The sequence below is a fragment of the Rarobacter faecitabidus genome (assembly GCF_006716265.1).
GTDB lineage: Bacteria > Actinomycetota > Actinomycetes > Actinomycetales > Cellulomonadaceae > Rarobacter > Rarobacter faecitabidus.
In genome coordinates, this window is the sequence record NZ_VFOS01000001.1 from 506174 (window position 1) to 520567 (window position 14394).

At 65.3% G+C, this 14394-nt stretch carries 13 protein-coding genes; 6 read left to right on the plus strand and 7 right to left on the minus strand.

Going from position 1 to position 14394, the window contains the following annotated elements; genetic code table 11:
- Window positions 1-3 precede the first annotated feature (3 nt).
- Both phoH2 and FB461_RS02235 read left to right on the plus strand, forming a co-directional pair.
- Window positions 4-1368: an RNA 5'-3' helicase PhoH2 gene (gene phoH2 / locus FB461_RS02230; RefSeq protein WP_142118565.1), complete on the plus strand. Its 1365-nt coding sequence runs from the start codon at window positions 4-6 to the stop codon at window positions 1366-1368.
- Window positions 1369-1607: 239 nt separating this feature from the next.
- Window positions 1608-2117 carry a DinB family protein gene (locus FB461_RS02235; protein WP_142118567.1) on the plus strand — a complete coding sequence of 170 codons (510 nt, stop codon included), beginning with the start codon at window positions 1608-1610 and terminating at the stop codon, window positions 2115-2117.
- A 73-nt stretch (window positions 2118-2190) separates the two neighbouring features.
- On the opposite strand, the gene FB461_RS02240 is transcribed toward FB461_RS02235, so the two are convergent.
- The 5 genes from FB461_RS02240 to xseA are packed head-to-tail and all read right to left on the minus strand — an operon-like array spanning window position 2191 to window position 6786.
- Complete coding sequence (locus tag FB461_RS02240) at window positions 2191-3591, minus strand: class II fumarate hydratase (protein ID WP_246045965.1); 1401 nt, start codon at window positions 3589-3591, stop codon at window positions 2191-2193.
- Window positions 3592-3649: 58 nt separating this feature from the next.
- On the minus strand, window positions 3650-4267 hold the full coding sequence (locus FB461_RS02245; protein ID WP_142120665.1) for a carbonic anhydrase: 618 nt from the start codon (window positions 4265-4267) through the stop codon (window positions 3650-3652).
- An 11-nt stretch (window positions 4268-4278) separates the two neighbouring features.
- Window positions 4279-5259 carry a carbohydrate kinase family protein gene (locus FB461_RS02250; RefSeq protein WP_142118571.1) on the minus strand — a complete coding sequence of 327 codons (981 nt, stop codon included), beginning with the start codon at window positions 5257-5259 and terminating at the stop codon, window positions 4279-4281.
- 9 nt (window positions 5260-5268) lie between these two features.
- Window positions 5269-5526, minus strand: coding sequence for an exodeoxyribonuclease VII small subunit (locus FB461_RS02255; protein WP_142118574.1), 258 nt, complete (start codon window positions 5524-5526; stop codon window positions 5269-5271).
- A gap of 9 nt (window positions 5527-5535) precedes the next feature.
- Window positions 5536-6786, minus strand: coding sequence for an exodeoxyribonuclease VII large subunit (gene xseA, locus FB461_RS02260; protein ID WP_142118576.1), 1251 nt, complete (start codon window positions 6784-6786; stop codon window positions 5536-5538).
- Between the two features lie 50 nt (window positions 6787-6836).
- On the opposite strand from xseA, the gene FB461_RS02265 reads away from it, so the two are divergent.
- The 4 genes from FB461_RS02265 (at window position 6837) to FB461_RS02280 (ending at window position 11780) form a co-directional block, all read left to right on the plus strand.
- On the plus strand, window positions 6837-7832 hold the full coding sequence (locus tag FB461_RS02265) for a 4-hydroxy-3-methylbut-2-enyl diphosphate reductase (protein ID WP_142118578.1): 996 nt from the start codon (window positions 6837-6839) through the stop codon (window positions 7830-7832).
- A complete protein-coding gene (locus FB461_RS02270) occupies window positions 7832-8581 on the plus strand; it encodes an ABC transporter ATP-binding protein (RefSeq protein WP_142118580.1) in 750 nt (249 codons plus the stop codon). Before FB461_RS02265 ends, FB461_RS02270 begins: the two co-directional genes overlap by 1 nt.
- The gene (locus FB461_RS02275) at window positions 8566-10131 is read left to right on the plus strand and encodes a hypothetical protein (protein WP_142118582.1); all 1566 of its coding nucleotides are present in this window, start codon (window positions 8566-8568) and stop codon (window positions 10129-10131) included. The genes FB461_RS02270 and FB461_RS02275 overlap by 16 nt, the downstream gene beginning before the upstream one ends.
- A 140-nt stretch (window positions 10132-10271) precedes the next feature.
- Window positions 10272-11780, plus strand: coding sequence for a glycoside hydrolase family protein (locus FB461_RS02280; protein ID WP_142118584.1), 1509 nt, complete (start codon window positions 10272-10274; stop codon window positions 11778-11780).
- 18 nt (window positions 11781-11798) lie between these two features.
- On the opposite strand, the gene FB461_RS02285 is transcribed toward FB461_RS02280, so the two are convergent.
- Window positions 11799-13409 (minus strand): DNA recombination protein RmuC, encoded by a 1611-nt coding sequence (locus FB461_RS02285; RefSeq protein WP_142118586.1) that lies wholly within the window; start codon window positions 13407-13409, stop codon window positions 11799-11801.
- 445 nt (window positions 13410-13854) lie between these two features.
- A complete protein-coding gene (locus FB461_RS02290) occupies window positions 13855-14391 on the minus strand; it encodes a GNAT family N-acetyltransferase (protein ID WP_142118588.1) in 537 nt (178 codons plus the stop codon).
- Window positions 14392-14394 lie beyond the last annotated feature (3 nt).

The following is a 14394-nucleotide window of genomic DNA, read 5'->3' on the forward strand; positions in this document are numbered from 1 at the left end:
GACATGGCAGCCAAGAACGCGAACCACACCAGCCGGGACTTGCCGGTGATCGGCGGACGCAAGACGTTCATCCTGGACACCTCGGTCCTGCTGTCCGATCCCAAGGCACTGATGCGATTCGCCGAGCACGATGTTGTGCTCCCCGTGACGGTCATCACCGAACTCGAGGGCAAGCGCCACCATGCAGATCTCGGCTACTACGCCCGGGCGGCGCTGCGCCTCCTGGATGAACTGCGCATCCAGCACGGAAGTCTCGACAAGCCGATCCCCGTCGGCGAAAGTGGCGGCACGTTGCGCGTCGAACTCAACCACATCGATCCGCAGGTCCTTCCCGTCGGGTTCCGACTCGGCGACAACGACACCCGCATCCTCGCCGTGGCGGCGAACCTCGGCTTCGAGGGGCACGACGTCACCGTCGTCTCCAAAGACCTCCCCATGCGCGTCAAGGCCTCGGCCATGGGCCTGGCGGCGCAGGAATACCGCGCGGAGATGACGCCGGAATCCGGCTGGACGGGCGTGGCCGAGTTGGATCTTTCCGCCGCCGAGATCGATCGGTTGTGGGAGGACGAGTCCATCGCCGTCGCCGATCTCGACGTTTCAGCGCGCGAAGCCATGAGCGCCGCACCGTGCCACACGGGCCTCATTCTCCACTCCGAACGGGGATCCGCTCTTGGTCGCCTCACTGCGGACAAGCACATTGAACTGGTTCGCGGCGAGCAGCAGGTCTTCGGCGTGCACGGCAGGTCCGCGGAGCAGCGGCTAGCGATCTCCGCCCTTCTCGACGATTCGATCGGCATCGTGTCACTTGGTGGACGCGCCGGGACGGGCAAGTCCGCGCTCGCCCTGGCCGCCGGCCTGGAAGCGGTCATGGAGCGCCGCCGTCACCGAAAGGTCGTCGTCTTCCGCCCGCTCTTCGCCGTGGGCGGTCAGGAACTGGGCTACCTTCCCGGCACTGAGAACGAGAAGATGAACCCGTGGGGTCAGGCCGTGTTCGACACCCTCGGATCCGTCGTCAGCCCGCACGTCATCGAAGAGGTTGTCGATCGGGGGATGCTGGAGGTACTACCTCTCACGCACATCCGGGGGCGCTCGTTCCATGATTCGTTCGTCATCGTGGACGAGGCGCAGTCGCTGGAGCGGAACGTCCTGCTGACGGTGCTCTCGCGCATCGGGCAGAATTCGCGCGTGGTGCTCACTCACGATGTGGCTCAGCGCGACAACCTGCGGGTCGGGCGGCACGACGGCGTCGCCGCGGTGATCGAGCAACTCAAGGGCCACCCACTCTTCGCCCACGTCACCCTGGTACGTCCCGAGCGATCCGCGGTCGCCGCTCTAGTGACCGAGATGCTGGAATCCATCGAGGTGTGACCGCTGCCCTGCCTCTTCCCATCTGCGGTCCCCGTTGCGCCTCCTCCTGACGAGAACACCGGTTGTGGTTGCCCGGCACCGCGCATAGCGGGTGTCTGGCAACCACAACCGGTGTTGTGTTGGGCAGTGACGCGTGCTGGCGTGGCGGAATGGCCGATGGTCTGATTGCCTTGTGCGAGGGACCGTACGCAGTCGCGTACGGGGCTCGCAGCGAGTGAGCGGATGAGTGGAGGCCCGGAATGGCAATTGAGCCGGATACGAAGGACTGGACGTGGGTCACCGAGAGGCGTTGTCCCGAATGCGGATTCGATCCCACGCAGATCCGATCGGATCAGGTCTCCGGCCATCTCCTCGCAAACGCCGACGAATGGCTTGACGTGGTCCGGCGCCCGGATGCGGCCGCGCGACGCGATCCAGGCAAATGGTCCGACCTCGAGTATGCGTGTCACGTGCGCGATGTCCACCGAGTCATGAAAGAGCGCGTCGCGCTCATGCAGATCGAGGATTCGCCGACGTTCCCGAGTTGGGATCAGGATGCCACCGCGCTGGAGGATCGGTACGACCTGCAGGATCCGCTCATCGTCGGCGACGAAATCGGCCGATCCGCCCGCGACGCGGCTCGCGAATACGACCGGGTCACCGATTGGAGCCGAGCAGGGCTACGGTCGGGCGGTGCGCACTTCACGATTGGATCGATTGCGCTGTACCACCTCCATGATGTCGTCCACCACCTGTGGGACGTGCAGTGACCGACCGTGCGTAGCGTGGCCGGTCAGGCTCGCGCTGCGCGACGGCCTGCCAATGTCACCCCGTCAGCCCTCGTCAGCCCTCGTCAGCGGCTGGTGGCCGGGTCATGCTCAGCACGTCGAGCGCGGAGTCGAGCTGCGCCTCGGTGAGCTCGCCCCGGTCCACGAAACCCAGCTCGATGACGGCCTGTCGCACGGTAGTGCCCTGCAGGACGGCGTGCTTGGCCACCTTGGCCGCGGATTCGTATCCGATGGTCCGGTTCAGGGGCGTCACGATGGAGGGCGACGACTCGGCGAGTTCTCGGCACCGCTCCTCGTTCGCCGTAATCCCTGCGATCGTCTTGTCCGCGAGCACTCGAGAGGCGTTGCTCAGCAACCGGATCGATTCGAGCACACCCTGGGCGATGACGGGGATCTGCACGTTGAGCTCGAACGAGCCCGACGCGCCGGCCCACGCCACGGTGGCATCGTTACCCACGACGCGGGCGGCCACCATGAGCACGGCCTCGGGGATGACGGGGTTGACCTTGCCCGGCATGATCGAGGAGCCGGGCTGCAGGTCGGGCAGAGCGATCTCGCCCAGCCCCGTATTCGGTCCCGATCCCATCCAGCGCAGGTCGTTGCAGATCTTGGTGAGCGACACGGCTATCGTGCGCAGCGCGCCGGATAGTTCCACGAGCCCGTCGCGGCTGGACTGCGCCTCGAAGTGGTCCCGGGCCTCCGTCAGGGGCAGGCCGGTGTCCTCCCGGAGTAGCTCGATGACGCGCTGCGGGAAGCCGGCGGGCGTGTTGATTCCTGTTCCCACCGCGGTGCCGCCCAGGGGTACCTCTGCCGCGCGAGGAAGCGCAGATTTCAGCCGCTCGATGCCGTAGCGGATCGCGGCGGCATACCCACCGAATTCCTGCCCCAGGGTCACGGGAGTGGCATCCATGAGGTGCGTTCTGCCCGATTTCACGACCGCCGCGTACTCGCCGGCCTTCGCGGCGAGCGATCCGGCGAGGTGGTCGAGCGCCGGGATCAGTTCTCGCAGGACGCCGGCGGTCGCGGCCACGTGGACCGAGGTGGGGAACACGTCGTTCGAGGACTGCGAGGCGTTCACGTGATCGTTGGGGTGCACGTCTCGGCCGAGCGAAGCGGTGGCCAGGGTGGCCAGCACCTCGTTGGTGTTCATATTGGACGAGGTCCCCGAGCCGGTCTGGTAAACGTCCACCGGGAAGTGCTCGTCCAGCTCTCCGGACGCCACGCGATCGGCGGCTGCGGCGATCGCGTCGGCGACATCGCGCTCGATGACCCCGAGCTCGGCGTTGGCCAGCGCGGCCGCCTTCTTGATGCGGGCGAGGGCCTCGATGTGCGAGCGCTCGAGTGGGGTTCCGGAGATCGGGAAGTTCTCGACCGCGCGTTGCGTCTGTGCCCGGTACAGCGCGTGCGCCGGCACGCGGACCTCACCCATGGTGTCATGTTCGATGCGATATTCCATGGGCACCATGGTGCACCAAATTCCTGGCCGGTGGGGCAGGCAACACGCCCGCCCGTTGTCAGAGCTGGCCGAGCGATTCGAGCAGGCTGGCCCGGCCATCGTGCAGTTCGTACTCGACGCCGACGATGGCGCAACGGCCCTCGTCCACGGCCTTGGCGATCGTTGCGGAATACCCGTACAGCATGTCGACGGTGTGCTTGACGTGCTCGCGTCCGAGTTCAACGGGGTCGATCGCGAATTTCGGGTCGTGGCCGTCTCCGCCGGTGGTGACGATGGATGGCAGCACGCGATCGACCACAGCGCGCACGAATCCCTTGGCGTTCTCACCGGTCGTCAGTGTGTGATGGGCGGCGGCGATGGCGCCGCAGTGATCGTGCGCAAGGACCACGATTAGGCTGGCACCCAGAAGATCGACCCCGTACTCGATGGAGCCGATAACTGTTGTGTCCAGGACGTGACCGGCGGTGCGAACGACGAAAACGTCACCCAAGCCGCGATCGAAGATGATCTCAGCGGCCACGCGCGAGTCCGAGCAGCCGAAAATGACCGCGAATGGTGCCTGCGCGGCAGCGAGCTCGTGACGGCGGGCGACATCCTGCGACGGGTGGTCGGCATTGCCAGACATGAAGCGGGCGTTGCCCTCTTTGAGCGACAACCATGCCTCGGCGGGGGTCATGGGCTGTTCGATCACTTGGGAACTCCTGTCGGTAGGGCGAGGGTTGTGGTCAGATCGGTGCGTCGCGGCATATTCGCTCCCTGTTTAGAGAGGCAGTAAGCGCAGAGCTGGGCGGCCCAGTCCAGGATCGCCTGCAAGGTTTCGCGATCAATGTTCGCGAGTCGCTCCCGGTTTTCACTGCCGAGCAATCCGGCCTGGCTCAGGCCGTCGATCACCGCGCCCGTGGCCGCATCGCCGGCACCGACGCGGTCGACGACGGTCGTGGCCGCAGTCGGAGTGTGCAGTTCCAGATGCTCGGTGACTGCGGTTGCGCCCTGCGGGCCCTGCGTCACGACGACGAGCGAAGGACGGCGATCGCGCACGAGCCGGCGTGCCACCTCGATGGGATCGGTGTAGGGGTAGAGCCAGAGCAGGTCGACGTCACTGGCCCTGACCACGTCGGAAGCGTCGAAGAACCGCTCGACGCGGCGGCGGGTCTCCTCCGGATCCGACACGAGCGAGGGCCTGATGTTCGGATCGAATACGGTCGTGGCGCCGCGAGCCGTGCGCATGAGCTCGTAGACCTTGTCGCTTCCGGGTTCGAGGGTTGCTGCGAGGGAGCCGACGTGAATGACCGCCGTATCCGCCGGGATCTGAGCACTGGTATCGAGATCCCACGTGAGATCGAAGGTGTAGGTTGCCGACCCGTCGTGGTCGAGCACGGCAGTAGCTAGCGGCGTGTACGGTGCGGCACTCGTGCCGGCGGTAATGGTGACACCGGAGTCGGTGAGCCAGTCGCGCAGGATGTCTGCGTAGGCATCCTTGCCCAGCCAGGTGATGAGATCAACTGCGTGGCCCAGCCTGCCCAGCGCGATCGCCACGTTCGCGGGTGATCCGCCGCAGTGTTCGCGAACCGTGCCATCCGTCTGCTGAACGACGTCGATGAGTGCCTCGCCGATGACCAGTTTCCGATAGGGAACCGGGGGCTCTCCGATAAGGGGTTGCGATGTCATCGGTGCTCCTCACACGTTGGATCCGGGGGTCGCTTCGGGCTCATCCGCTACCTGTCGCGCGGCATCCAGCCGGTTGCGCGCGTCATCGAGCCAGCGCTGGCAGTGCTGAGCGAGTGCCTCGCCTCGTTCCCATAGTGACAGCGACTCCTCGAGCGTGCCTGCGCCCGATTCGAGCGAGGACACGATCTCGATCAGTTGGTCGCGGGCGTCCTCGTAGCTGAGGGCTTCGATGTCCGCCGGGACTTGGGGCTTTGCCGAAGTGGTCACGTCCCTAAGTTAACCACTCGTGGACGGCGGGTATTGATTCGTCGCTGTCACCGTCGCCGTGAGCGTTCCCGCGGCGAGTCGGGCGAGGACCTCGTCCCCGCGCGTGATCTGAGCGGAATCCCGCACGATTTCGCCGCTGGGCCCCTGCACGATCGCGTACCCGCGTTCCAGCGTGTGCGCTGGCGAGAGCGCGCGGACCCCGGTCTTGAGCGCGGTGAGGTCTCTCTCCGCCCGTATGAGTCTGTTCTCCAGGTGCGCCCGGAGCCGGCCAGTTGCCGCGGCGAGGCGCTCCTCGTGGGCTTCGATGACGGTTTCGGGCCGCGCGAGGGCCGGCCGGGTGCGCAGCGCGGCCAGGCCGTTCTCCTCCCTGTCGAGACGCCGGTGGACGAGTTCTCCCAAACGCGCGCGGGCGCGCGCGACCCCGCCCATCTCCTCGCGCAGGTCGGGCACGATGCGCTTGGCGGCATCGGTGGGAGTCGATGCGCGGAAGTCGGCAACGAGGTCGAGCAGTGGGGTGTCGGTTTCGTGGCCGATGGCCGACACGAGCGGGGTGCGGCAGTGAGCGGCGACGCGGACGAGTGCCTCGTTGGAGAACGGCAGCAGGTCCTCGACGGAGCCGCCGCCGCGCGCGACGACGATGACATCGACCAGTTCAAGGGCGTCCAGTTCCTCAATGGCCGCGCTGACCTGTCCCACCGCCTGCGCGCCTTGCACCGCCACCTGGCGCGTCTCGAACACGACTGCGGGCCAGCGTGCCGCCGCGTTGACGCGCACGTCGTGCTCGGCCTTGGATTCTCGTCCGCAAACCAGGCCCACCACGCGCGGAAGGAACGGCAACGGCCGCTTCCGATCGGCATCAAACAGGCCCTCCCCGGCCAGTGTCCGCTTGAGGTTCTCGATGCGGGCGAGGAGGTCGCCGACCCCGACGGGGCGGATCTGATCGGCCTGCAACTGCAGGGAGCCGCGGGTGCGCCAGAACGTCGCCTTGGCTCGCACGACGACCTGATCGCCCTCTTTGATGGGCGGCCCGGCCTCGAGGACACGCGTGTAGACGCTCACCGACAGTGACTCGTTGATCTCGGTATCGCGCAGCGTGAGGAAGGCCATCCCGGATCCGGGCCGGCGGCTGAGCTGCACGACCTGGCCCTCGACCCACACCATCGACATGCGTGCGATGTAGTCCTCGATCTTGGCCGACAGTAGACGCACCGGCCAGGGGTGGTCGGCGGTCGTGTCCCGTGCGAGCTCAGGTAGATCCATGACTCAAGTATCGCGGCCTTTCCTCAGGCAATGCCCGATAGAGTGGTCAGGTGACCAATGGCAAGAAGGTGCTCCTCGCGGCGCCCCGCGGATACTGCGCGGGCGTCGACCGGGCCGTCGTCGCGGTCGAGAAGGCGCTCGAACAGTACGGCGCCCCGGTGTACGTGCGCAAGGAAATCGTCCACAACAAGCACGTCGTGTCTACCCTTGCCGAGCGCGGGGCGATATTTGTCGACGAGACCGACCAGGTGCCCGAGGGGGCGCGGGTCGTGTTCTCGGCGCACGGCGTGTCCCCGGCTGTGCATCAGGCGGCCGCTGACCGAAAGCTCGACACCATCGACGCCACGTGCCCGCTCGTCACCAAGGTGCATAAGGAAGCGATCCGGTTCGCCAAGGACGACTTCGACATCCTGCTGATCGGCCATGAGGGCCACGAAGAGGTCGAGGGCACCTACGGCGAGGCACCCGAACACATCCAGGTCGTGGGCAGCCCTGACGATGTGCACAAGGTGGTGGTGAGGGATCCGGGCAAGGTCATCTGGATCTCCCAGACCACGTTGTCGGTGGACGAGACGATGGAGACGGTCCGCCGATTGCGCGAGCGTTTCCCCTCGCTGCAGGACCCGCCGAGCGATGACATCTGCTACGCGACCCAGAACCGCCAGGTCGCGGTCAAGAAACTCGCGCCCAGCTGCGACCTCGTGATCGTGGTCGGATCGGCGAACTCGTCCAACTCCGTGCGACTCATGGAGGTGGCGCTCGAATCCGGTGCCCGCGATGCCCACCGCGTGGATGGTAGCTCGGAACTCCAGGACGATTGGTTCGACGGGGTAGCGACCGTGGGAGTCACCTCCGGCGCTTCGGTTCCCGAGATCCTGGTGAGCGAACTGCTCGCCGACCTGGCGAGCCGAGGCTTCGGCGAGGTCGAGGAGGTCCGGACGGCCACGGAGGACCTGCTGTTCTCGCTGCCTCGTGAACTTCGCGCGACCCACTCTCAGCGACCGCGGCGTGAAGGGCGGCGAGCCCTCAGCGTCGAGCCGCGCTGATGTCGGCCCTCGCTCTGCGCGGCCTCACGAAGTTCTATGGCCGCAAGCCCGCGGTGTTCGAGGTCGACCTCGACGTGCCGGTTGGGTCGTTCTACGGACTGGTCGGGCCCAACGGGGCGGGCAAGACGACGACTCTGTCGATGTCCTCGGGACTCTTGCGCCCCACCGCTGGAAGCGTGTCCGTGCTGGGTGAGGACCTCTGGTCCAACCTCGCCGCGGGCAAGAGGAAACTCGGCATCCTGCCCGATGGCGCTCGCCTTTTCGATCGCCTGTCCGGCGCGCAGCTCGTCACGTATGCGGGCCTGCTGCAGGGTATCGAGCGAGCCGAGATCGACAGGCGCCGCGACGAACTGCTCGACGTGCTCGGGCTCTCGGACGCCGCCACGCAGTTAGTCGTGGACTATTCCGCGGGCATGGTGAAGAAGATCTCGCTCGCATGCGCCCTGGTTCACGCCCCGCGCATCCTGCTGCTCGATGAGCCGTTCGAGGCGGTGGATCCGGTCTCGGCGAGCGTGATTCGCTCGATCCTCGTTGACTTCACCCGCGGTGGCGGGACAGTCGTCGTCTCGAGTCACGTGATGGACCTCGTGCAGCGCATGTGCGACCACGTCGCCATCATCGCCGAGGGTCGCGTCAAGGCGGCGGGAACGCTGGCCGACGTGCGCGGCGGCAGATCTCTGGAGGACAGGTTCGTGGAGCTCGTCGGAGGCCTGCCCGAGAGATCGGGCCTGACGTGGTTGATGTCCTAGTCCGCCTCAAACTCGCGCTGCTGGCCAATGCCTTTCGCCGTTCCGCGTGGCAGGTCGTGGGCATCGTCCTCGCGCTCGTCTACGGCATGGCGCTCGTGGGGGCGCAACTCGCGACGATCCCGCTGCTGGCCCGGCAGGATCCCGAATTCATCGAAAGCACCTGGGTGATCGCCGGTGCGCTGGCAGTGATCGGGTGGATGGCCGTTCCCATCGTTTCGATGGGTGCGGACATGACGCTCGACCCGCGGCGATTCGCGGTATTCGGCGTGTCGCCCGCTCGGCTCATGCCCGGACTGGCGATCGCCACCGTCGTTGGAGTCCCGGGGATCGTGACAGTCGTCTTGGCGCTGGCGAACTCGCGGATCTGGCGGCAATACCAGGGGATGGTCCCAGTCGCCTTCGTGTGCGCCATCCTCGGGGTGGCGATGTGCGTGGTGGGATCGCGCGTGTCGACGATCTGGGTCGGGCGGTACCTCAGTTCTCGCGCGGCCCGCTGGATCATCGCTGCCATGGTGGGGATACCCGTGATTGCGGTCGCCTCGCTCATCTCGACGCGCCGGAGCAACGGTCCACTCCAATTCGATGCAACGATCGCGCCCGCGATCGGCGACGTGCTCGCCTGGACTCCGTTCGGAGCGCCCTGGGGGGTGACGGTCGCGATCGCTCGCAAAGACTGGGCGCAGGCGGCGGCGCTTTCGGGTATCACCATCGCCTCGCTTGCCGTCCTGTTGTGGCTGTGGTGGCTGGGATTGCGCGCAGTGATGGAGGATCCCTCGGAGACGCGAACGGAGGTGCGCTCGTCCGCGCTCAGCGGGCTCTGGCGGACCCGCGGGGCGCTCGGTGCCATCACGGCGCGTTGCCTGACGTACTGGCTACGGGACGCTCGCTACGCCGCTGGCCTGGCGATGGTACCGATCATCCCGCTGCTGTTCTATGTGGCGACCGGAGGCGGCGGCCTGGCCATGCTGGCGCTCGGCCCGTCCATCGTGTTCCTGATCATGTGGTCCATCTCGGCGGACGTCGGATACGACGGCAGCGCGTTCTGGTTGCATCTGGCCACAGGGGTTTCTGGTGCGATCGATCGTGGGGGACGAGTCCTCGCGGCTGCCCTGCTCGCAGTTCCACTCGGGGTCCTCGCGACAATCGGCTCGCTGTGGTCGACCGGCAGGTGGGACCTCACCCCGGCGGCGTTCGCACTCACCCTTGGGACCGCCGCCGCTGCCGGCGGACTAGCGAGCGTGCTTTCCGCGGTGTTCGTGTATCCCGTGCCTGCGGCGGGGGAGAACCCCTTCTCCGCACCGTCCGGAACCTCGGCTGTGAACCTGGTCACGCAACTCGTCGGGTGGGCGGCGCTGACCGCGATCAGCGCACCTTTCCTTGGAACTGCGATCATCGCGATTCTGCGCGATGTCGAATGGTTGGGATGGCTGTCGCTCCTGCTTGCGGGGGTGGTCGGGGGACTCGTGCTGCTGCTCGGAGTGCGGCTCGGCGGTCGGCTGATCGACCGCGGCGGACCCGATCTCTATGCGAAGACCGTGGCCATCCGATAGCCGTTCAGCGGCATGCGTGCAACTTATGAATATAAGTTGCGGCCGACGTAAACCGGTTTAATGATGTGGCTTGGGGGCGACAACGTGGTCGACCCTCCAGGCCGACTTCGGCTCTGTCGATCGATATTGAGGATCACAGAATGTCCAACAACAGGTATACCCGCGCGGGGGCAGTCCTCGTAGCGGCGCTCATGGCGACCGGACTGGGAATCACGGCTGGCGCCAGTACAGCATTCGCTGCGGTGTGTAACAAGAAGTGCGACGCCACAGACCCGGCTCAGGCGGGGACCACTCGCGTCGCGGACGTGAAGACGACCGCGGGACCAACCATCCAGATCGTCTTCGATGAGACCAATGCCATGGGCTTCGGCACCGTCGAATCATCGCAGCAGGGCGACACAGTATGGGTCGATCGTTCGTTCGACGGGGGCCGATCGTGGGAGAAACTCGGCACGACGACGAACCCCGGGTTGGGAGGCTGGCGCACCCAGATGTACAACGTGGACGACTGGGGCAACACGAAAGTGGGCGCCATGCGCGCCTGCGGCCAACGGCCCGGGGGTGGTGTGGCCTGTACGCAGTGGACGCGTGCGACGTGGAATGCGGGAAATCGCGTGGACGCCGCTGCGACCGCGATGATGATGTACTACAACCAGTCGATCAAGCTCTTCCAGACCTCGTACGACTCCAGTTTCGGGCCCACCTGGGGCGGGGCGATCTCGACCTCGGCTCTCATTCGTGCCGCCAAGGCGACCAACCTGCCGAGTTACCGTTACGTCATTTCGCGGACGTTCGACGAGTACAAGAACAAGACGTACGGGTCGGGATACAGCGGCTTCAACAATCAGTATTCCGACGACACCGGCTGGTGGGCGATGGTGTGGATCGACGCCTACGACCTGACGGGGGACTCGCGGTATTTGGATGCGGCAAAGAGCGGGGCCGCGCACATGAAGACTTTCGCGACCAGCACCTGCGGCGGGGGGATCACGTGGCAGAAGAATTCTCCCGGCAAGGTGACGATCTCCAATACGCTCTACATCCAGGTGAACGCCGCTCTTGCGAACCGCGTGGGCGGTTCGGCCGCGAACGCATACCGCGCCGAGGCGGAGAACACGTGGAACTGGCTGAGGCAGACTGCTTTGGCGCGCAGCGACAACCGGTACTGGGACACGCTCAATGTGAACACCTGCCAGGCGTCCACCTCGACGCCGCCCTTCACGTACCACAACGGCACCGTCGTCTCCGGACTCGTGGAACTTTCGCGCTACTACCGCAACCAGGGGAATATCACTGTCGCGGACAGTTTCCTTAACGACGCCAAGGTCAAAGCGAACGCCATCACGCAGGTAGGCGGCGACTTCACGGATTCGAATGGATTCATGAAGGATCCGGCCGAGGGCTGGGACAACTGCACGCAGTCCGGAGCGTATTTCAAGGCGGCGGCTGTGCGCGGTCTCGATGAGGTCGACAGGCAGATATCCGCGCGGCCGTACCGGCCCTACCTGCAGGCGAACGCCAACAAGGCGTACACATCGGGGGCTCGCAACAAGCTCGATCAGTATTCCCTGAAGTGGACGTCGTGGACCCAGGGGCCTGGCGAGGGTTGCCAGGCCAGTGCGCTCGCTCTGCTGGCCGCAGCCTGGTAAACCGCAGGTTTCGACGACTTACGGGAGTTCGGGAGTCGCGAGTTCGGGCGCGGTGACTTCCCGGACTGTCTTCTCTGCGATGGGCGGCTCAATGTCGCTCTCAAGATGCTGGAGCGAGGCGAAGCGGCGGGCTTGGGGGAGCACATTGCGCTCCATCGATCCCACGGTCTTGTTGTATGCGTCGCTGGCGGAATCGAGCGCTTTGCCAATGCGCGAGAGATGGCCGCCCATCGTGGAGAGGCGTTTGTAGAGTTCCTTGCCGGTGTCGAGAACCTCCTGAGCATTCTGCGCGAGTGCCTCGGCTTTCCAGGTGTGCGCCACGGTCCGGAGCATGGCTACGAGGACGGTGGGAGTTGCGATGATTACCCCGGATTCGTACGCCTCGGTCAGCAGGCCAGGATCCGCCTCGGTCGCCACCTGCAGGAACGATTCGGCGGGCAGGAACAGCACGGAGAAGTCCACGGTTGAACCGAATTGATCGCGGTACGTCTTCGAGCTGAGTTCCTTTACGCGCTGGCGGACGTTCTTCACGTGGCGGCGGGCGTGGTGCTCGGCGTTGTCCGGATCGCTATCAATGTCGAGGATGGCGTCCATCGGTGCCTTCGCATCGACGATGATCTTGCGTCCGCCAGCTAGTGTCACGATCATGTCGGGCCGCAGGCGGTTCCCGTCCGCGGTCGTCTCGGAGGTTTGCTCGACGAAGTCGACACCGTTGACGAGCCCGGCGACCTCCACGACACGGCGCAGGTGTAACTCGCCCCAGCGCCCCCGAACCTCGGGGCGCCTCAGGGCAGAGCGCAGCGATTCGGTCGTCTTGCCGATTTCATCCGACTTCGCCATCATCTGACGGATCTGCTGGGTCAGGGCTTCCTGCGTCTGGACACGCAGCTTCTCAGCATCTGCGGTCTGGGCTTCGACCTTGCTCAGGGTTTCCTTCATCGGCTCCACGAGACTGCGGAACATCTGCTCGCGCTTCTCGAGCTCCGCGGTGGATTCCTGTTGCGTGCGTTTGAGTCGTTCATGTGCGACATCGAGGAATCGCTTGCTGTTCTTGTCCAAGACTTCCGCGGCCAGCCTCTCGAACTCATCGGCGAGTCGTTTGCGGTCGTCCTGAAGTTCCTTGAGTTGTGCCGCGGCCGATTCCTTCTGCTGAGCCAGTTGCTTCTGCAAGGTGGTTTCCGTCAGAAGCAACTTCTCGGCTGCGGCTTTCTCCCTTTCCGCCAACTGGGCTTCCCAGTGTTCTCGTTGGTCGCGTAGTTGCGCTTCCAAGTGCTCTCGTTGGTCGCGTAGTTGCGCCTCCGAGTGCTCTCGTTGTTCTCGCAGTTGTTCCTCGTGACCTGCACGCTGCGACTCAAGTAGTTGCTGGGCAGATTCGCGAGCCGCATCGAGGCGCTGTGCCGAAGTCTGTTCGGCCGCCCGCCTCTCATCTTCGAGTTGGGCGGCGTGAAATGCTCGCAATTGCTCTATCTGATCTCGGCTCGCCTGACGTTCCTGCTCAAGGTTGCTGGCGGATAGGTTTCGCAGCGTCGCAAGTTCGGCGCGTGTGGCAGCCGAACTCGCTCGCCCCACTAGCCATCCGATGATGCCGCCGAATGCCGCGCCTATCACAATTCCGATGAGAGTCTCCATGTCTGATATTCAACTATGGGCCTCTGACAAAGGTCGGGAGTCGGCGCTGGAGCGACACCGCAATCCTGCTGATCCGATGAGATATCCCATGCGCGGCCAGTGCCGACAGCGACATGGACGCCATCATCACCGAACACGTCGATGGCCTTCTGTCTCTACCCGAAGTAGATATGGACATTCGCCTGTATGCCTCGTCCACCGAGGTCCTCGTGCGATTCGTTCTCTAGCGACCCGGGAGCTTGCTGAATCTCCCCGAGCATCGGGGTACATGATGACGGCGCCCTCGTCCGAGAGGACAGGCGAGCTACGCTGCATCCTGGCCCCAGATTGACCGAGCTCGCCGGCGCTGTATTGCTCATGACAGATATGGGAAGTTCGGTGCCGTGGCGTTACAGCGCGGTCTTCGTGGACGAGGCCATCTTCCACTCCCCTCTAGGTCAAACGGCTACGGGCGCAATATCTCGAACAGTTCGCAGGTGACGTCGTAGTACTCGTCCGAAAGCCCGAGGTGCGTCATTCCCAACCGCGCGCAGACTGCCTGCGAGGCCGTGTTCGCCGTGCGCGTGACCGCGACGACGCGGTCAAGTCCGGAAGAGAACCCGGCGGCAAGGACGGCGCTCGCGGCCTCGGTGGCATATCCGTGTCCCCACTGGTCGGGGTGAAGGTGCCAGCCGATCTCTATGTCGCCAGATGGCTCTCCGGTTCCCGAAGCGGGAATGGATTTGAGAAGGATGGAGCCGACGGGAGTGGCGGAGGGCTCGTCCTTGAAAATTGCCCATACCCCCTGCACGCCATCGCGGAGGGATTCCCAGCGCTTGAGGAGGTCGGGGATGGCGCTCGGATCGGTCATGACGGCAGGTACCCGACCCATGTACTGCTGGACCTCCCAGCGCGAGTACATGTCGAACAGGAAGTCCTCGTATTCGGCTGTCCAGCGCGTGAGGACAAGGCGGTCGGTGCGCAGGATTTCAAGGGAGGCCATGGA

Bases quoted from the DNA above. Each gene is read 5' to 3' on its own strand.
- FB461_RS02240 (WP_246045965.1), bottom strand. From the start codon at position 3,591: ATGGAATATCGCATCGAACATGACACCATGGGTGAGGTCCGCGTGCCG.
- FB461_RS02290 (WP_142118588.1), bottom strand. From the start codon at position 14,391: ATGGCCTCCCTTGAAATCCTGCGCACCGACCGCCTTGTCCTCACGCGC.
- FB461_RS02245 (WP_142120665.1), bottom strand. From the start codon at position 4,267: ATGACCCCCGCCGAGGCATGGTTGTCGCTCAAAGAGGGCAACGCCCGC.
- FB461_RS02285 (WP_142118586.1), bottom strand. From the start codon at position 13,409: ATGGAGACTCTCATCGGAATTGTGATAGGCGCGGCATTCGGCGGCATC.
- FB461_RS02250 (WP_142118571.1), bottom strand. From the start codon at position 5,259: ATGACATCGCAACCCCTTATCGGAGAGCCCCCGGTTCCCTATCGGAAA.
- FB461_RS02280 (WP_142118584.1), top strand. From the start codon at position 10,272: ATGTCCAACAACAGGTATACCCGCGCGGGGGCAGTCCTCGTAGCGGCG.
- phoH2 (WP_142118565.1), top strand. From the start codon at position 4: ATGGCAGCCAAGAACGCGAACCACACCAGCCGGGACTTGCCGGTGATC.
- FB461_RS02235 (WP_142118567.1), top strand. From the start codon at position 1,608: ATGGCAATTGAGCCGGATACGAAGGACTGGACGTGGGTCACCGAGAGG.
- FB461_RS02270 (WP_142118580.1), top strand. From the start codon at position 7,832: ATGTCGGCCCTCGCTCTGCGCGGCCTCACGAAGTTCTATGGCCGCAAG.
- xseA (WP_142118576.1), bottom strand. From the start codon at position 6,786: ATGGATCTACCTGAGCTCGCACGGGACACGACCGCCGACCACCCCTGG.